This is a genomic window from Mesorhizobium sp. M0894 (assembly GCF_040319725.1).
Classification (GTDB): Bacteria; Pseudomonadota; Alphaproteobacteria; order Rhizobiales; family Rhizobiaceae; genus Mesorhizobium.
The window spans coordinates 1-16161 of record NZ_JAMYOG010000016.1; the positions used below are offsets into that span (position 1 = coordinate 1).

19 protein-coding genes are annotated in these 16161 nt (G+C 64.2%); 9 read left to right on the forward strand and 10 right to left on the reverse strand.

Features of this window, described 5'->3' with window-relative positions; all coding sequences use genetic code 11:
* Nucleotides 1-703 (reverse strand): adenosine kinase (locus NKH91_RS25105; protein WP_352885277.1); only part of this gene is annotated, 703 nt, incomplete at its 3' end.
* Between the two features lie 218 nt (nt 704-921).
* On the opposite strand from NKH91_RS25105, the gene NKH91_RS25110 reads away from it, so the two are divergent.
* Both NKH91_RS25110 and NKH91_RS25115 read left to right on the forward strand, forming a co-directional pair.
* Nucleotides 922-1812, forward strand: coding sequence for a DMT family transporter (locus NKH91_RS25110; protein WP_502899029.1), 891 nt, complete (start codon nt 922-924; stop codon nt 1810-1812).
* Between the two features lie 78 nt (nt 1813-1890).
* Nucleotides 1891-2586, forward strand: coding sequence for a sulfate transporter family protein (locus NKH91_RS25115; protein WP_352484924.1), 696 nt, complete (start codon nt 1891-1893; stop codon nt 2584-2586).
* Here NKH91_RS25115 and NKH91_RS25120 read toward each other — a convergent pair.
* The 4 genes from NKH91_RS25120 to NKH91_RS25135 form a co-directional block, all read right to left on the reverse strand.
* Complete coding sequence (locus NKH91_RS25120) at nt 2583-3581, reverse strand: proline racemase family protein (RefSeq protein WP_352847881.1); 999 nt, start codon at nt 3579-3581, stop codon at nt 2583-2585. The genes NKH91_RS25115 and NKH91_RS25120 overlap by 4 nt on opposite strands.
* Before the next feature lie 14 nt (nt 3582-3595).
* Nucleotides 3596-4399 (reverse strand): isocitrate lyase/PEP mutase family protein, encoded by an 804-nt coding sequence (locus tag NKH91_RS25125; RefSeq protein ID WP_352484928.1) that lies wholly within the window; start codon nt 4397-4399, stop codon nt 3596-3598.
* A gap of 77 nt (nt 4400-4476) precedes the next feature.
* Nucleotides 4477-5331, reverse strand: coding sequence for a hypothetical protein (locus tag NKH91_RS25130; RefSeq protein ID WP_352847879.1), 855 nt, complete (start codon nt 5329-5331; stop codon nt 4477-4479).
* Nucleotides 5332-5406: 75 nt separating this feature from the next.
* Nucleotides 5407-5817: an SRPBCC family protein gene (locus NKH91_RS25135; protein WP_352484931.1), complete on the reverse strand. Its 411-nt coding sequence runs from the start codon at nt 5815-5817 to the stop codon at nt 5407-5409.
* An 82-nt stretch (nt 5818-5899) separates the two neighbouring features.
* On the opposite strand from NKH91_RS25135, the gene NKH91_RS25140 reads away from it, so the two are divergent.
* Nucleotides 5900-6484, forward strand: a complete 585-nt coding sequence (locus NKH91_RS25140) for a TetR/AcrR family transcriptional regulator (protein WP_352885276.1) — start codon at nt 5900-5902, stop codon at nt 6482-6484.
* A gap of 33 nt (nt 6485-6517) precedes the next feature.
* On the opposite strand, the gene NKH91_RS25145 is transcribed toward NKH91_RS25140, so the two are convergent.
* From NKH91_RS25145 to NKH91_RS25155, 3 genes are all read right to left on the reverse strand, one after another.
* Nucleotides 6518-7174, reverse strand: a complete 657-nt coding sequence (locus NKH91_RS25145; protein ID WP_352484934.1) for an HAD family hydrolase — start codon at nt 7172-7174, stop codon at nt 6518-6520.
* A 13-nt stretch (nt 7175-7187) separates the two neighbouring features.
* The gene (dut, locus tag NKH91_RS25150; RefSeq protein ID WP_023717930.1) at nt 7188-7673 is read right to left on the reverse strand and encodes a dUTP diphosphatase; all 486 of its coding nucleotides are present in this window, start codon (nt 7671-7673) and stop codon (nt 7188-7190) included.
* Nucleotides 7674-7757: 84 nt separating this feature from the next.
* Nucleotides 7758-8228 carry an Lrp/AsnC family transcriptional regulator gene (locus NKH91_RS25155; RefSeq protein ID WP_023717931.1) on the reverse strand — a complete coding sequence of 157 codons (471 nt, stop codon included), beginning with the start codon at nt 8226-8228 and terminating at the stop codon, nt 7758-7760.
* 115 nt (nt 8229-8343) lie between these two features.
* Here NKH91_RS25155 and NKH91_RS25160 point away from each other — a divergent pair, with 115 nt between their 5' ends.
* The 3 genes from NKH91_RS25160 to NKH91_RS25170 all read left to right on the forward strand — a co-directional run bounded on the left by NKH91_RS25160 (nt 8344) and on the right by NKH91_RS25170 (nt 10895).
* On the forward strand, nt 8344-8559 hold the full coding sequence (locus NKH91_RS25160) for a DUF6356 family protein (protein ID WP_023717932.1): 216 nt from the start codon (nt 8344-8346) through the stop codon (nt 8557-8559).
* A 5-nt stretch (nt 8560-8564) separates the two neighbouring features.
* Complete coding sequence (locus NKH91_RS25165; protein ID WP_352484936.1) at nt 8565-9365, forward strand: class II glutamine amidotransferase; 801 nt, start codon at nt 8565-8567, stop codon at nt 9363-9365.
* A gap of 156 nt (nt 9366-9521) precedes the next feature.
* Nucleotides 9522-10895 (forward strand): amidase, encoded by a 1374-nt coding sequence (locus NKH91_RS25170; protein WP_352847875.1) that lies wholly within the window; start codon nt 9522-9524, stop codon nt 10893-10895.
* Here the strand turns inward: NKH91_RS25170 and NKH91_RS25175 are convergent.
* A complete protein-coding gene (locus NKH91_RS25175) occupies nt 10889-11965 on the reverse strand; it encodes an NAD(P)/FAD-dependent oxidoreductase (RefSeq protein ID WP_352847872.1) in 1077 nt (358 codons plus the stop codon). The genes NKH91_RS25170 and NKH91_RS25175 overlap by 7 nt on opposite strands.
* Before the next feature lie 117 nt (nt 11966-12082).
* Between NKH91_RS25175 and NKH91_RS25180 the strand changes: the two genes are divergently transcribed.
* From NKH91_RS25180 to NKH91_RS25190, 3 genes are all read left to right on the forward strand, one after another.
* Nucleotides 12083-12673: a TetR/AcrR family transcriptional regulator gene (locus tag NKH91_RS25180; protein WP_352847870.1), complete on the forward strand. Its 591-nt coding sequence runs from the start codon at nt 12083-12085 to the stop codon at nt 12671-12673.
* A 4-nt stretch (nt 12674-12677) separates the two neighbouring features.
* Nucleotides 12678-13604, forward strand: coding sequence for a haloalkane dehalogenase (locus NKH91_RS25185; protein ID WP_352847869.1), 927 nt, complete (start codon nt 12678-12680; stop codon nt 13602-13604).
* Nucleotides 13605-13698: 94 nt separating this feature from the next.
* Nucleotides 13699-15291 (forward strand): peptide chain release factor 3, encoded by a 1593-nt coding sequence (locus NKH91_RS25190; protein ID WP_352484942.1) that lies wholly within the window; start codon nt 13699-13701, stop codon nt 15289-15291.
* Nucleotides 15292-15463: 172 nt separating this feature from the next.
* Here the strand turns inward: NKH91_RS25190 and NKH91_RS25195 are convergent, their stop codons facing one another.
* Nucleotides 15464-15937 carry a VOC family protein gene (locus NKH91_RS25195; protein WP_352847867.1) on the reverse strand — a complete coding sequence of 158 codons (474 nt, stop codon included), beginning with the start codon at nt 15935-15937 and terminating at the stop codon, nt 15464-15466.
* Nucleotides 15938-16161 lie beyond the last annotated feature (224 nt).

Here is a 16161-nt window from a genome sequence, read left to right on the forward strand (position 1 = left end):
TCTGCGCCAGCGCCTCGTCGAAGGACGCGGTCTGGTAGAGCGACTTGATCTCGTGGCTGTTGGCAAAGACGATATCGACGGTGCCCGAGCGCATCAGGTCGAGGAATTCGTCGCGGTAGCGGTCGACGCAGAACGAGTCCGACAATGTCATCGACACTTCGCGCCCGGCGGCATGGGCGAACTTCGCCGTCTGCCGGAACGCTTCCTTGGCGCGCGGCGGGTCCCACAGATAGCCCTCGAAATAGGTGACGGCGGCGCCCGACGCCTTGTCGGCCTCAACATCCTCCGGGCCGAGCTCGACGCAGGCGCCGAGATAGGTGTTCATCGAGCGCTCGCCGTCCGGCGTGACGAAGATCATCGAGCGCGCCGTCGGCGGTTCGCCATCGAGCGGCCTGGTGTCGAAGGCGACGCCCTGGGCATGCATGTCATGCGCGTAGATTTTGCCGAGCGCGTCGTTGGAGACCTTGCCGAAGAAAGCGGCGCGACCGCCGAAGGAGGCGACGCCCGCCGCCGTGTTGCCGGCGCTGCCGCCCGAGGCTTCGATGGCCGGGCCCATGCGGCTGTAGAGCAGTTCGGCGCGCCTCGTGTCGATCAAATTCATCGCGCCCTTGATGATGCCGTTGGTTTCCAGGAACGCCTCATCGCACTGGGCGATGATGTCGACGATGGCATTTCCGATACAAAGCACGTCATAGTCCGGCATCAATTCATGTCTCCGCCAAAAACCCACCGGCTTTCTGCCATGCCGGGCGCGGGCGGGTCTAGCTGTTTGATGCGGCTTTGCCTAGTCGACAATGCGGCGATCCGACGAATGTCAGCATAGCCACCATCGTTGGATGGCGGCCGAAGCATTTCTCGCGTGCCTGGCTTACAAGCATGGCTGAGATGAGCGATTCCCAGAGGTGCCCGCCGGCCATGTCTATGAAAACCGACACCAGGATCGAGCTGGTGCTGCTCGTCATATTGGCGGTGCTCTGGGGTGCATCCTACAGCTTCATCAAGATCGGCGTAGCGACGATCCCGCCGGTGACGCTGATCGCCGCGCGAACCCTGATCGCGGGTGGCATCCTGCTTGCCCTGATCCGCTGGCGCGGGCTGACCTTGCCGGGTGATGCCACAAGCTGGCGCCGGTTTGCATTCCAGGCATGCCTGAACAGCGTCGTGCCGTTCACGCTGATCGCTTGGGCCGAGCGCTCGCTGGATGCCGGGCTGGCCACGATCCTGAATGCAACCTCGCCGATCTTCACCTTCTTGCTGACCGCCCTCATCACCCGCCACGAACCGGCGACCATGCGCAAGCTGTTCGGTGTCGCGGCGGGAATAGCCGGAATATGCCTCGTTGTCGGCGCCCCGGCGCTAGGCGGCCTCGGACAGCAATTGTTGCCGCAACTTGCCGTGGTCGCGGCGACGATCTGCTATGCCGGCGCGGCCGTTTTCGGCCGCGGCTTCAGGGGGCTCGACCCGATGGTGCCGGCCGCCGGTTCGATGCTCTGCGGCGCCGCGATGCTGATCCCCTTGAGCCTTGCGTTCGACCAGCCATGGACCTTGGCGCCGTCGACAGCTTCGATCCTTGCGCTGCTCGGGCTTTCGGTGTTTTCAACCGCGCTGGCCTTTTGCATCTATTTCCGTCTCCTCCACACGCTGGGCTCCGTCGGCACCACCTCGCAAGCCTATCTGCGGGTGCCGATCGGCGTTGCTATCGGAGCCGTGTTCCTTGGCGAAAGCCTTGGTCCGAGCGCGTGGTGGGGAATGGCCCTGGTCGTCGTCGGCGTGGCGGCGATGACCATTCCCCAGGCGAAGGTCGCGCGCTAGGGCGCTTGCAGCCTACGCTGTCTCCGCCTATTCGGAGATATCAGCCACGGGCATGTTTGACATGGAATTGGAAACGCCGTGATCCTCGACGCCGCCCGCGCCGCCTTGAGCCGGCTGTTCTCGCCCGAATTCCGTTCCGTGTTCGTGAAGACGCTGGGGCTGACCTTGCTGACGCTGGCGGCACTTTGGTTCGGGATCAAGGGCCTGTTCGACTGGCTGGCCTGGCCATGGATCGATGCATGGCTGCCCAGCCTGCCCTCCTGGGCCGGATGGCTGGGCGCCGTCGTCGCCGGCATCGGCCTTGCGCTGGGCTTGGCGCTGCTCATCGCGCCGGTGACGGCGATCATCGCTGGCCTGTTCCTCGACGACGTCGCCGAAGTCGTCGAGCGCACCGACTATCCCAACGATCCGCCCGGCCGCGCAGTGCCGGCGCTGCGCTCGCTGGTGCTGGCGATCAGGTTCTTCGGCGTCGTCATCCTCGGCAACATCGTCGCCCTGCTGCTTCTGCTGGTGCCAGGCATCAATATCGCCGCCTTCTTCGTCGTCAACGGTTATCTGCTCGGGCGCGAGTTCTTCGAGTTCGCCGCCATGCGTTTTCGCCCGGAGGCCGAGGCCAAGGCGCTGCGCAGGAAGCACGCGGTCACCGTGTTCCTGGCCGGGCTGGTTGTCGCCGCCTTCCTCGCCGTGCCGCTGCTCAACCTTCTGACGCCGCTGTTCGCCGCCGCCATGATGGTGCACCTGCACAAGGCGATCTCGGCGCGGGATGATGCTTAGCGCAGCAGAAAGCCGCGCCCCAGTTCGTCGTCGTCCTCGACAATGAATTCGGCCCGCCCTGAGTAGTAAGCGCGGCCGCCGACGCGGGCGATGATGGCGTCATGCGGCCCGGCTTTGGCCGTGCGTACGACCGCGCCGGAAAAGCGCGAGCCGGCGATGCTCTCGAACAGCCGTGTCCGGCCAATCTCGATCTGGCCCTTGGCGTGCATGGCCGCCAGCCGCGCGGTGACGCCCGAGCCGGTCGGCGAACGGTCAACCTCGGCCTCGGCGAAAACGCAGATGTTTTTGGTCGGCGTGTCGGAGAACGCATCCTGTCCGTCGGTCAGGATGGTGCCGTAGAGAAAGGCGAGATCGGCATGGTCGGGATGCGACAGCGGAAATTCGGCCTTGAGCTTATTGGTCAGCGCCGTCGCTGCATCGACGAAATCGCGCACCCGGTTCCTGCCGAATTCCAGCCCGAACTGGCGGCAGTCGGCCAGCGCATAGAAGGCGCCGCCATAGGCGATGTCGAAGCCGACTGCGCCGTAGCCCGGCAGCTCGATCCGCTGGTCGCGGGCAAACAGAAACGCCGGCACGCTTTCGAATGACACCGCACCGGCCTTGCCATCCCTTACCTCGACCGCAGCCGAAATCAGCCCGCATGGCGCTTCGATATTGACCGTCGTCATCGGCTCGCGTGGCGCCACCAGCCGCTCGTCGACGGCATAGCGGCCGAGCGCGACGATGGCGTGGCCGCACATCGTCGAATAGCCTTCATTGTGTATGAACAGCACCGCGAGGTCGGCGCCCGGCAGGTCAGGCTCCACCAGCAGCGCGCCATACATGTCGTAATGGCCGCGCGGCTCGAACATCAGGATCTTTCTGAGATGATCGAGATGGTCGCGCACATAGGCACGCCTTTCGAGAATCGTGCCCTTGGGAATGTCGGGGTAGCCGCCGGTGACGATCCGCAGTGGCTCGCCGCCGGTGTGCATGTCGACGACGGTGAGCGTCATTCGCCGGGGCCTACCTAGGCTGAAGATTTGGCAAACAGCGCCTGCAGCTTGCCGAACGGCATGGCGGCGCGGGTGAAGCCGAACGTGCCGTCCTGCTGGATCTCGCGCGCCGCGGTCTCCAGCATGCCGAAGGCGAAATTGGTGAGCCATGGGCCGAGCGAGACGCGCTTTACCCCCGCCATGGCTAGGTCGGCGATGGTGAAGCCAGGCCTGGCCATGACGTTGACCGGCCTAGTCAGCGCCGAGCAGACGGTCCGCACCGTCTCGATGTCGCTCAGCCCTGGTGCATAGAGCACGTCGGCGCCGGCTTTCTCGAACGCCTGCAGCCGCTTGATCGTATCGTCGAGGTCGGGCTTGCCCCACAGGAAATTCTCGGCCCGCGCGGTGAAGACGAAATCGCGTTTCAGCGCCCGTGCCGCTTCCGCCGCCGCCGCGACGCGCTCGACCGCATGCGAAAAATCATAGATCGGCTTGTCGGGCTCGCCGGTATGGTCCTCGATCGAGCAGCCGGCGAGGCCAGCCGCCTCGGCGGCGAAGATCGTCTCGCCGGCACTTGTCGCGCTGTCGCCCTTGCCCTTTTCGAGATCCGCCGAAACCGGCAGCCCGGTCGCCGCCGACACTTCACGGCAATGGTGGATCATCGCCTCGAACGTCACCGCGCCATCGGGCAGGCCGCGCGAAAAGGCAAAACCGGCGCTGGTCGTCGCCAGCGCCTTGAAGCCGAACGAGGCCAAAAGCTTGGTCGTGCCGACGTCCCAGGAATTGGCCATGACGAAGATCGAGGCATGCAGGTCGCGAAAAATCTTGCCCTTATCCATGGATGCTCCCCTCCAGTGCAGAATGTGAGGCAAATTCTAGCCCGGCGGAACGCGCCGGGCAAACAAATGCGGTTGGCTCAGAAGCGTTTGGCGTTCTCTTCTGCCAATCGGTCCAGCGCGTCGGAATCCTTGACGTAGTGCGAAGCGTTTTTGTCCCAATGATAGGTGACGGAAATGTTGCGCGAAGACGCCGCTGGCGGCTGCTGGCCGTCGCAGCTTTCTTCGCCCGGTACCGTCGCGTCGGTCACCGTAACCTTGATGGCTGCATAGGGCTGGCCGTCAGCAATCGCCTGGAACGCCGCATTCTGCGTCCTTCGGTTGGTGCAGAGGTTTTCGTCGAACGTATAGATCATGTCGATCAGCTCGAACCTGTCGCTGCGGACCATGATCAGCGGCGTGATCCCATAGCCCTGACTCGAATTGAAATGCGTGCTCATGCTGATGATGGCGTCGTCACCAGGCCCGATCGGCAGCTTGCCCGGATCGCGAAGATAGGTGATGCGGTCGACAGCGACATTGACCGCGTCGAGCAGGGCCGGCTTGCCGGTGATGTCGTAGAGTGCCAGCACCGCATAGCCCTCGGCACTGTCAGGCGAGTCGCCGAGGTCGAACAGCATGGTCAGCCGCTCCTTGCCGCCGGCCTTGATGCCGAGCACGCCGGCGTTGGAAAGACCCGACGTCGCCGGCGGCGAGCCGTCGTAGTCCGGACCAGCGATGTGGCGCATCTCGATCGGCATCGAACCCCGGAAAAAGCCGTCCTTGTCCGCGGCCAGATCGGGAATGACCATCCTGGCGAGATCGAGATAGGTGACATCGCCGTGGCCGGGGACGGCGCTGCCGAGCTCCGGGAAGCTGACGGCCTCCGCTCTGCCCGTCCAAAGACAAGGCAGCAGCAGGCAGGCAAAGATGAAACGAAGCAGGGAGAAGGTCATGCGCGCGCTCGTTATGTCGGGCGCGCGCAAGCTAGAGCATTTTGCGGCCAAGGGGAAACACCTGGCGTTGCCTCACTATGTTGGCTTGGCTTGGCTCGCCAGGGTCTGCTGGAAAACCGGCACCAGGTGATCCATGGCGGCTGCGAGCCACGCGCCGAGTTCGTCGGGCAGAGTGTCGTGGATCCAGACCAGGCGGCTCCGGCCCTCGCCCTCGGCAAAGACCTGCATGGAAGTGTTATCGTGGGTGACCTCGTCGCCGAGCCATCCCCACACGATCCGCCGGCTCTGCTCGTCGCGAGCGATGAGCCGCTCTCGCACAATCTTGCCGTCGGCGAACATAAGGGCCCGCACGTCGCCCTCCTCCACCCGGCAGTCGACGAAAACGCCTGGGGCTATCCGTTGGGCGCCGCCGGCGAAGTCGCCGACCGTCGCCCATACGCTTTCCGGTGGAGCATCTACGATGATTTCCCTGACTATCGAAGCCATGTTTCACTTTTCCTCCGCTGGTGGGTAGACCTGTCTGTCTACATATGGATGTATACAGACCTGTCTGCTATATAGTCAAGGCATGTCCGCAGCCCGAATCAACGATCGTCCCGAAAGTCTTGCGCGCCGTCGTATCCTCGATACGGCGACCGCGCTGTTTTCTCTGGAGGGGGTCCGCGCAGTCGGCATCGACCGCATCATCGCCGAAGCCGGCGTTGCCAAGGCGACGTTCTATCATCACTTCGCGGCCAAGGACGACCTCGTCCGCGCCTACATCGAGGAGCTCAGCAAGGGAGGACGGGCGGCAATCGCGAGCCTTGGCCGGCGGCCACCTCGCCAGATGATCCTTGCCATATTCGATCTCATCGCCGATGCGGCGGATCAGCGGGGCTACCGCGGCTGCCCTTTCCAGAATGCCGCTGCCGAATACCCCGACCCCAGCAGCCCGGTTCGCCAGGCGATCGATAAGCATCGTCACTGGAAGTGGGGCATCCTAAGGGATCTGCTGATCGCGGACGCAAATCGCGATCCGGACCGCACCGCGGACGCGCTAACGGTGGCGGCGGACGGACTCCTTGTCGTCAGTCATCTCGACAGGCCAGCCAATCTGCGCAGTCTCATACGCGACACGGTCGACCGAGTACTTGGAGCCCCACGCCCGGTCTGACATTGGGCGCCCATGCAGCCTGCGCAAAGGCGATTAGTGGATCGGCACCAGCCCGGCCAGTTCACGCATGTCGTCGAACAGGATGCCGCCGGCTTCGCTCAGTCCATCGCGGTCGGAAAGCGGATCGCCGTGGTAGGAATAGACGCGCATGCCAGCGGCGATGCCGGCTGCCGTCCCGGCGACGCTGTCCTCGATGACGATGCAATCGGCGGGCGCGAAGCCCATCGTCGCTGCCGCATGCAGGAAGAGGTCGGGGAATGGCTTGCCACGCGAGACCATGGTCGAGCTGAACAGCGCATGCTCGAACAGCGGCAGCAGCCCGGTCTGGCCGAGTGTGATGTGCATTTTCGATACCCGTGCCGATGAGGCGACGCAGGTGGCGATGCCGGCGGCGTGCACGGTTTCGATGAACTCGCGAACGTAGGGGATGGCCTCGACGCCATGCGCGAACAGGTCCGGCAGGCCGGCGTTCCAGCGCTCGACAAAATCGGCGCCGAGGCTGACGCCGGTCGCCTCGACTTCCTTCTGCACCGAGACCATGCTGCGGCCGGAGAAATTCTTGCGGCAATATTCGAAGCTGGCCGGAAAGCCTGCCGCGCTCAACCATTCGGCGAGGCGCCGGTTGGCCAGGTTCTCGGTGTCGACCAGAACCCCGTCGCAATCGAAGATGACGAGCTTGGGGATCTTCATTTCGCTGCGCTCATCAGGCCGTGCCGGTCGATCCGAAGCCACCGGAGCCGCGCGTTGTGCCGCCGGCCAATGTGCGCTCCTCGACGGTCGCCTGCGTCACCGGGGCGAAGACGATCTGGGCAATCCGCATGCCGCGCGTTACCGCGAAATCCTCGTCGCCGAGATTGATCAGCAGCACCTTGACCTCGCCGCGATAGTCGCTGTCGATAGTGCCGGGCGTGTTGAGGCAGGTGAGCCCGTGCTTGAAGGCGAGGCCCGAACGCGGCCGGACCTGGCCTTCGACGCCCTCGGGAATTTCCAGGACCAGGCCGGTCGGCACCAGCGCGCGCTTTCCCGGCAGGATCAAGAGCGGCCTGTCGTCCGGGACGGCGGCGCGCAGGTCCATGCCGGCGGCGCCCGAGCTCTCATAGGCGGGAAGCGGCAATCCCTCGCCATGCGGCAGCCTGACGAAGCCGACAGCCGGACCGATGACGGAGGTGGGATAAAGTGCTGCGCGCATAAGGCTGATCCTATCGTCGCGAACGCCGGTCCAGTCAACTCGGCGACAATGCTATCAACGGCTTTCTTTCAGCGCAGTTCCGCCTCAGCGCAGTTCCATCGGAACGATCGTGGTCTCCTTGATCTCTTCCATGACGAACGAGGCCGAAACGTCCGACAACGCCACCTTGGCGATCAACCGCTGATAGAGCCGGTCATAGGCTTTGACGTCGGCGACACGGGCGCGCAAGACATAGTCGAGATCGCCGGACATGCGGTAGGCGCCGGTGATCTCGGCAAACCCGGTCACCGCCGCCCGGAATTTTTGCAGCCAGTCGGGATCGTGATTCGAGGTGCGGATCAGGATGAACACGGAAAGGCCGAGCCCGAGCTTGTCGGCGTCGACCAGCGCCACGCGGCCGGTGATGACGCCGTCTTCCTCCAGCCGCTTGACCCGGCGCCAGCAGGCATTGCGCGACAGCGATATTCTTGCCGAGAGCTGGTCGACGGACAGCGTGCCGTCGCGCTGCAGCTCGGCCAGCAATCTCCGGTCTATTTCGTCGATTTCCGGCGTCATGTGGGATGTTTGTCCCAAAATTCAGCCTTTCACAAGGACAATTTGGGACCGATGAACCGAACACCCATGCCAGGATATTCATCGTCGGCTCTTCATGCTGGCAGGAGGGACCGACATGACCGCACGGCTCGCAAGACTTTTCACCTCTCACCCGGCTGCGGTCGGCGAGAGTTATTTCGGCCATATGGCTTTCGCCGCATGGTTCTCGTCGCGATTGTTCATGGCGGCTTTTGCCGCGCTCATTCATGCGTTCTTGCCGTTTCTGTTCGAGACCACGGCAAGCGGCATCATCCGTGAGCTCTACGAGCGGACGCATAACAGGGGACGTTAGGCGCTATGTGCCGGTGGGCCGCCTATCTCGGCGAAGCCGTCTTTCTCGAAGACATCGTCACGGCGCCCTGCCACTCGCTGATCGCCCAGAGCCACTGCGCCCAGGAAGCCAAATCGCCGACCAATGGCGATGGTTTTGGCTTGGCCTGGTATGGCGACCGACCGGAGCCCGGCCTCTATCGCGACATCCTGCCGGCCTGGTCGGACCCCAATCTGAAAAGCCTGTGCCGGCAGATCAAGTCAGGCCTGTTCCTCGCCCATATCCGGGCTTCGACCGGTGGCGCCACCAGCCGCATGAACTGTCATCCGTTCATTTCGGGCCGCTGGTCGTTCATGCACAATGGCCAGATCGGCGGCTTCGAAAAGATCCGTCGCGCGCTGGAGAATTCGCTCTCCGACGCCGCCTTCGACCAGCGTGAGGGCGCCACGGATTCGGAACTGTTCTTTCTGATGATGACCGAAGAGGACCTGGCAGGTGATCCGCAGGGCGCCGTATCGCGCGCCACCAGCCGCGTCATCGACGCCTCGCGCCGCGGCGGCTTCGAGCCGGCGCTGAAATTGACGGCGGCTTTTTCCGACGGACAATCGCTTTACGCGGTGCGCTATACGAGCGACGGCCACGCGCCGACGCTCTACACGTCCGCCTTCCGCAATGGCGGAGGCCGTTGCGTCGTGTCGGAACCCTTCGACCGCGACGGCAGCGACTGGCAGGCGATTCCGCCCTCGAGCTTCGTCACCATCGGCAGAGACGGCATGAGCATTCGTCCGTTTGTGCCCGCCGCGGCAAAGCTGGCGCTGGCCGTGTAGATTCCTCGCTACGCGTCGCAGGACAGCGCCGATTGCAGCAGGCAGCGCAATTCCGATCAAGCACCGCCTGTCCTCGAATGCTGAACTCGGCTTGAAGACGCGCCGTTGCCCGCCATTTGGTGAGGCTGGCGCCGCTGGCAAGCCGGAGTATTGGTCATGGACCTCGCCTTTTCCTCCGCCACAGAATTGGTTGCCGCCATTCGTGACCGCAAGATTTCCGCTGTGGAAGCGCTGGACGCGCATCTGGCGCAGATCGACAGGCACAATGAGGCGGTCAACGCCGTCGTAACCCTCGATCGGGAAGGTGCGCGGCAGCGCGCCGGCAAGGCCGACGGAGCGCAGGCGCGCGGCGAAGCCCTTGGGCCGCTGCACGGCGTGCCGTTCACACTGAAGGACACGCACGAAACCGCGGGCATGAGAACCACTGTCGGCTTCCCGGCCTTCGCCGACTATGCCGCGAGGGCAGACAGTCCAGTCGTTGCACGGCTGAAGGCGGCAGGCGGCATTTTGGTGGGCAAGACGAACGTGGCGACAATGCTTAGTGACTGGCAGTCGAGCAATCCGCTGTTCGGCCGTACCGGCAATCCTTGGGACCTCCAGCGCACCGCCGGCGGCTCCAGTGGCGGTGCGGCGGCGGCGCTCAGCGCTGGAATGACGCCGTTCGAGGTCGGCACCGACATGCAGGATTCGATCCGGCTGCCCGCTGCCTTTTGCGGCGTCTACGGCCTCAAGCCGACCGAGCACCGCGTCTCGCTCGCCGGCGCCTTCCCCGATCCAGGCGGCGCGCCGCGCAGCGTCCGGCGGATCTCCTGCCTCGGACCGATGGCGCGCAGCGTCGAAGACCTGGTACTGATCTACCGCCTCATTGCCGGGCCGGATGGAAGCGACACCGACCTTGCGCCGGTACCGGTCGAAAGCATGCCGGAGTTGAATCTCAGGAATTTGCGCATCGCCATCGCGCCGTCCTTTCCGGGCTTTCCGGTGGTCGGCGAGATCAGCGCGGTGGTCGAAAGTCTGGCAAAAGAGCTTCAGGCCGCGGGCGCCATCGTCGAGGAAGCCAAATTGCCGGAGCTCGACCTGCACGACGACCTGGAGCAGGGCGGCGTCCTGATCGGCATGATGCTGGAGGCGGCGCAGCCCGAACCACCGGAGAAGCCGACGCCGGTCTCGCGCTGGTTCGAGGCGCTCGCCCGCCGCGACCGCTCCATCCTGGCGTGGGATCGGTTCTTCGACGGTTGCGACGCCTTGCTGTGCCCGGTCGCAATGGTCACCGCCTTCCCGCATTGCGAGCCGGGAACGCCGATCGAGGTCGACGATAGCGAGCAAAGCTACTGGATGCTGCCGGCCTATGGCGCGGTGTTCAACTACAGCGGCCATCCCGCACTGTCGCTGCCCCGCGGACAGGACAGCAATGGCCTGCCCATCGGACTACAGCTTGTTGGCAAACGCTGGTCGGAGTCGCGCCTGCTCGGGATCGCCAGGGCAATCGAGCCGCTGGCCGGCGGCTTTCGCCGCCCGCCCGGTTATTGAGTAAACCGCGCCAGCCCGTAGGGATCAAGCAGCGGATCGCGATCGCCGTCGAGGATCTCGCGGGCGGCGAACAGGCCGACGGCCGGTGCCAGCGTGATGCCGGAATGCATAACGGCGACGTAGACGCCGCCCCCGCCTTCGGCGCGGCCGATGATCGGAAAGCCGTCGACCGGCGTCGGCCGGTAGCCAATGGTGTGGAAATCGAGTTCCAGCCTATCTGCGCCGCGCAGCATGGCCTTCATCGCCGCAAACAGGTCGCGGGCGGTCGCCGCGGCATCCATGCCGGGATCGGCGCCGCCGAAATCCGAGCCGGCGATGATGCGGCCTTCCGCGGTCTGGCGCATATGCAGTCGGTCGCCGATCACCAGGCCATTGAGCAGCTTTTGGTAGGGGCGCGAATGCACGATCAGGCCGGGCGGTGTCCCGATCGGCAGTTCTATCCCGGCTGTTGCCGCTAGTGCCGGAGAGCCGGCTCCGGCCGCGATCACCACCTCGTCGGCAACAATCCGCCCGGCGGATGTGTCGACACCGGAGACCTGGCCGTTGGCCCGCACAAGCGCGGTCGCGGTAACTCCTGTCAGCAGCCGCGCGCCGCGCCGTTCGACGTCGGCCAGCAGTGCTTGCGTGGCGGCGACCGGCTCGGCGACACCTTCCTCGGCGACATAAAGGGCGAAATCGGGAAGTTCGGTCAGATTGGGCTCGATGCGCGCAGCTCCGGCACGGTCGACACGCTCGATGCCGTAGCCCCAGGCGGAGTGCTCGGCCGCATAGGCCTCAAGTTCGGGACGTGGCAGGTCCCAGCACAGGCCGCCGCACCATTGCAACGGGATGCCGGGCACCTCGTTCGCCAGTCGCGTCCATTCGGCCATCGACCGAATGCGCAGCCGGAAATAGGGCTCCGGATTGCCCCAGCTGGCATTGATCCAGGCAAAGGAATTCGGCGTCGCGACGCCGCCGGCGCCGCTGCCGGCAATGACCGTCACCTTTGCTCCGGCCTTGGTCAGGTGCCAAGCGATGGAGGCGCCCATGATGCCGGCGCCGGTGACAATCACTTCTTTCGCCTCTGTCATGCTTCACTCCTCGTTCCAACGCCACCACCGCGATGCCATTGCCCGTGGGTTCTGCCAAGAGCGCGCGGTATCAAATATGCTTCTTGACTTTAATACGTACGTACGTATTGTATCGATATGGCCAGACATTCACTTCGCGAAAAACTTCTCGACGCCGGTTTCAAAACCATCTGGAATTCCGGCTATTCGTCCGCCGGCGTACGCGACATCGTCGCCGCGGCCGATGCCCGCCCGGGGTCTTTCACCAATCATTTTGCCTCCAAGGAGGCGTTCACCGGCGAGGTGCTGGACCGCTATTTCGCCTATGTGAGCGGCTTGGTGGAGCAGGCCCTCGCCCGAGACGGCACGCCCCCGGTCGGGCGCTTGCGCCGCTATCTCGAAATCATCACGTCGAAGCTGGAGGCGCATGATTGGGCACGGGGCTGCATGATCGGCAATCTCAGCCTCGAGACGGCGGCTCACAGTGAGGCGCTGAGGCTGCAACTCGTCGCCATTTTCGAACGTTGGCGTAAGCCCTTTGCCGAATGCATCGCCGAAGGCCAAGCGGCCGGCGATATCACCGACGCGTTCGATGCCGAGGATCTCGCCGATTTCCTTTTGAGTTCCTGGCAAGGCGCGATGCTGTGCATGAAGGTGGAGCGCAGTCCCGAACCGCTCGAGCGTTTCAAGAATATCGTCGTCAAAACAGTCTTCGCAAAAAGGAGCTGATCCGATGAACCCGAAACTCGAAAAGCAGCAATCCCGCACAATGTTGCCGCGCTCGCAAGTCGCGGTACTCGATTCAACCATGTCCTATGTGGAGGCAGGCACTGCCGGTCCGACGGTGCTCTTCCTGCACGGCAACCCGACGTCGTCCTACATCTGGCGAGACATCATCCCGCATGTGGCGCCGTTCGGCCGCTGCATAGCGCCCGACCTGATCGGCTATGGCCAGTCCGGCAAGCCGGACATCGACTATCGCTTCTTCGACCACGTCCGGTATCTCGATGCTTTCCTTGAGGCGCTTGGCGTCGCCGACATGGTGGTCGTCGCGCAGGACTGGGGCACCGCACTCGCCTTCCATCTCGCGGCCCGGCGGCCGCAGCGGATCCTCGGACTCGCCTTCATGGAATTCATCCGCCCCTTCGAGAGCTGGGACGATTTCCACCAGCGTCCGCAGGCGCGCGAATTGTTCAAGGCAATGCGCACGCCTGGCGTCGGTGAGAAGCTTGTCTTGGAAGACAAGGTCTTCGTCGAAAGGGTGCTGCCGGCCGCTGTGCTGCGCACGATGAGCGATGAGGAAATGGCCGCCTACCGGGCGCCCTTCCCGACACCGCAATCGCGCAAGCCGATTCTGCGGCTGCCGCGCGAACTCCCGATCGAAGGCCAGCCCGCCGATGTCGCCGCCATCAGCGAGCACGACCATCGGGCGCTCCGGGCTTCCTCCTACCCGAAGCTGCTTTTCTCAGGCGATCCCGGCGCCCTTGTGTCCCCGCAGGCGGCCCGGGAATTCGCGGCTGGCCTGAAGAACTGCCGGTTGATCGATCTCGGACCCGGCGCGCATTATCTGCAGGAGGACCATGCCGACAAGATCGGCGCCGCAATTGCCGAGTGGATTCCCGAGGTGGCCTTCGAGAGCCATGCCGCCGAACCGGCCTGACGTCGGGACGTGAACCGGCGGCTGCGGCAGCCGGAGAGGTCGACAGCACTGCACTCCGCTGCTAGAAGCCCGGCCTCACACGGAATCCTGAAAAATGTCCGAAATGATTACAGAAGCGGTATCGCGCCGCCGCACTTTCGCGATCATCGCGCACCCCGACGCCGGCAAGACCACGCTCACCGAAAAGTTGCTTTTGTTCGGAGGCGCGATCCAGCTTGCCGGCGAGGTCAAGGCCAAGAAGGACCGTATCCAGACCCGCTCCGACTGGATGAAGATCGAGCGCGAGCGCGGCATTTCGGTGGTCACCTCGGTGATGACCTTCGAATATGAGGACACTGTCTTCAACCTGCTCGACACGCCAGGCCACGAGGATTTCGCCGACGACACCTATCGCACGCTGTCGGCGGTCGACAGTGCGGTCATGGTCATCGACGCCGCCAAGGGCATCGAGCCGCGCACGCTGAAACTGTTCGAGGTCTGTCGGCTGCGCGACATCCCGATCATCACCTTCGTCAACAAGATGGACCGCGAAAGCCGCGACCCGTTCGATATCCTCGACGAGATCGAGCAGAAGTTGGCGCTGGACACAGCACCGATCACCTGGCCGATCGGCCGCGGCAAGACCTTTTCCGGCACCTACCATCTGGCGCTGAACGCGGTGCGCAAGGGCGACGCCGAAAAGGAGCGCACGCCGGTCCACGGCCCCGATTCCAACCGCGTTGCCGGCCTGCTGCCGGAGAACGAGCGCGAGGCTTTCATCGAAGAGCTGGAGCTGGCGCGCGAAGCCTGCCGCCCGCTCGACCTCGATGCCTTCCGCGAGGGCCATCTGACGCCGGTCTATTTCGGCTCGGCGCTGCGCAATTACGGCGTGCGCGACCTGATCGAGGCGCTCGGCGCCTATGGGCCGCCGCCGCGTGCGCAGGAGGCCGACAGCCGCAAGGTCGAGGCGACCGAGGACAAGATGACGTCCTTCGTCTTCAAGATCCAGGCCAATATGGACCCCAACCACCGCGACCGCATCGCCTTCGTCCGGGTCTGCTCCGGCAAGCTCGAGCGCGGCATGAAGGCCAAGCTGGTGCGCACGGGCAAGCCGATGAGCCTGTCGGCGCCGCAATTCTTCTTCGCCCGCACCCGCGTCACCGCCGACGAGGCGTTTGCCGGCGATGTCGTCGGCATCCCCAACCACGGCACGCTGCGCATCGGCGACACGCTGACCGAGGGCGAGGAGATCCTGTTTCGCGGCGTGCCGAATTTCGCGCCTGAAATCCTGCGCCGCGTTCGCCTCGGCGACGCGATGAAAGCCAAGAAACTCAAGGAGGCGCTGCATCAGATGGCCGAGGAAGGCGTCGTGCAATTGTTCTCGCCGGAGGACGGCTCGCCGGCCATCGTCGGTGTCGTCGGCGCCTTGCAGCTCGACGTGCTAAAGGAGCGGCTGAACTTCGAATACACGCTGCCGGTCGATTTCGAGATGTCGCGCTTTTCCGTCTGCCGCTGGATATCGGCCGACGACAGGGCCGAACTCCAGCGCTTCATCGAAGCGCATCGCGGCGACATCGCCCGCGACCTCGACAATGATCCAGTGTTCCTCGCCCAGCACGCCTTCTCGCTAAACTACGAAGCCGAACGCTGGAAGGCGATCCGCTTCGCGGCGGTGAAGGATTACCAGGTCCGCGACAGAGCGGCTTGATGCGGCGCTTTCCTTCTCCCCTTGCGGGAGAAGGTGTCGCCGAAGGCGACGGATGAGGGGTGTTCCAGGAAACACCAACGTCTCATTCCGTCCAACACCCCTCAACCGTCTCGGCGCCTTGCGCCGATCCACCTTCTCCCCTTACAGGGGGAGAAGGGAAGATCGCGTTCGTTCACGCCTTGGCCGCCTCTTCGATCTTGGCGACGTCGATCTTGGTCATCTGCATCATCGCCTGCATCACGCGGCCGGCCTTTTCCCTGTCGGGGTCCAACAGCAGTTTGGGCAGCTGCTCGGGAACGACCTGCCAGGAGAGGCCGAATTTGTCCTTCAGCCAGCTGCACTGGCTGGGCTCGCCACCGCCCGCGATGAGCCCGTCCCAGAAATAGTCGACCTCTTCCTGCGTCTTGCAGTCGATGGAGAGCGAGACCGCCTCGGTGAACTTGAATTGCGGGCCGCCGTTGAGGGCCTGGAACGGAACGCCGTCGAGCTCGAATGAGACCATCAGCACCTTGCCCTCACGATCGCCGCTGCCCTTGGGCCAGCGCATCACGCTCAGCACCTTCGAATTCTTGAAGATGGAAACGTAGTGGTTCATGGCCTCCTCGGCCTGGTCGTCGAACCACAGGCAGGTGGTGATCTTTTGCATTCTCTTGCTCCTCGGGCTGGTTTGTTTGCTTTCGAAACGGCCGGCTGGTGATTGATGCCCCGCTCCTGCTGTCTGCCCAAGGACGCTCGAGCAAAACACGATCCGACAGCACCTCTGACTTTTTTGCGGTCTGGACCGGCTGCGTCTTTGGCTGGCCGTTCGTTCCGCTACCTGGCGCAGCGCAAAATTGTGGCCAGACCAGAGCGTGGCGTCTATAAGGCCTG

What these genes read in the sequence shown, in the direction of transcription:
- NKH91_RS25110 (WP_502899029.1), top strand. Translation starts at nt 922, where the DNA reads ATGAAAACCGACACCAGGATCGAGCTGGTGCTGCTCGTCATATTGGCG.
- NKH91_RS25120 (WP_352847881.1), bottom strand. Translation starts at nt 3,581, where the DNA reads ATGACGCTCACCGTCGTCGACATGCACACCGGCGGCGAGCCACTGCGG.
- NKH91_RS25125 (WP_352484928.1), bottom strand. Translation starts at nt 4,399, where the DNA reads ATGGATAAGGGCAAGATTTTTCGCGACCTGCATGCCTCGATCTTCGTC.
- NKH91_RS25130 (WP_352847879.1), bottom strand. Translation starts at nt 5,331, where the DNA reads ATGACCTTCTCCCTGCTTCGTTTCATCTTTGCCTGCCTGCTGCTGCCT.
- NKH91_RS25135 (WP_352484931.1), bottom strand. Translation starts at nt 5,817, where the DNA reads ATGGCTTCGATAGTCAGGGAAATCATCGTAGATGCTCCACCGGAAAGC.
- NKH91_RS25140 (WP_352885276.1), top strand. Translation starts at nt 5,900, where the DNA reads ATGTCCGCAGCCCGAATCAACGATCGTCCCGAAAGTCTTGCGCGCCGT.
- NKH91_RS25145 (WP_352484934.1), bottom strand. Translation starts at nt 7,174, where the DNA reads ATGAAGATCCCCAAGCTCGTCATCTTCGATTGCGACGGGGTTCTGGTC.
- dut (WP_023717930.1), bottom strand. Translation starts at nt 7,673, where the DNA reads ATGCGCGCAGCACTTTATCCCACCTCCGTCATCGGTCCGGCTGTCGGC.
- NKH91_RS25155 (WP_023717931.1), bottom strand. Translation starts at nt 8,228, where the DNA reads ATGACGCCGGAAATCGACGAAATAGACCGGAGATTGCTGGCCGAGCTG.
- NKH91_RS25160 (WP_023717932.1), top strand. Translation starts at nt 8,344, where the DNA reads ATGACCGCACGGCTCGCAAGACTTTTCACCTCTCACCCGGCTGCGGTC.
- NKH91_RS25165 (WP_352484936.1), top strand. Translation starts at nt 8,565, where the DNA reads ATGTGCCGGTGGGCCGCCTATCTCGGCGAAGCCGTCTTTCTCGAAGAC.
- NKH91_RS25170 (WP_352847875.1), top strand. Translation starts at nt 9,522, where the DNA reads ATGGACCTCGCCTTTTCCTCCGCCACAGAATTGGTTGCCGCCATTCGT.
- NKH91_RS25175 (WP_352847872.1), bottom strand. Translation starts at nt 11,965, where the DNA reads ATGACAGAGGCGAAAGAAGTGATTGTCACCGGCGCCGGCATCATGGGC.
- NKH91_RS25180 (WP_352847870.1), top strand. Translation starts at nt 12,083, where the DNA reads ATGGCCAGACATTCACTTCGCGAAAAACTTCTCGACGCCGGTTTCAAA.
- NKH91_RS25185 (WP_352847869.1), top strand. Translation starts at nt 12,678, where the DNA reads ATGAACCCGAAACTCGAAAAGCAGCAATCCCGCACAATGTTGCCGCGC.
- NKH91_RS25190 (WP_352484942.1), top strand. Translation starts at nt 13,699, where the DNA reads ATGTCCGAAATGATTACAGAAGCGGTATCGCGCCGCCGCACTTTCGCG.
- NKH91_RS25195 (WP_352847867.1), bottom strand. Translation starts at nt 15,937, where the DNA reads ATGCAAAAGATCACCACCTGCCTGTGGTTCGACGACCAGGCCGAGGAG.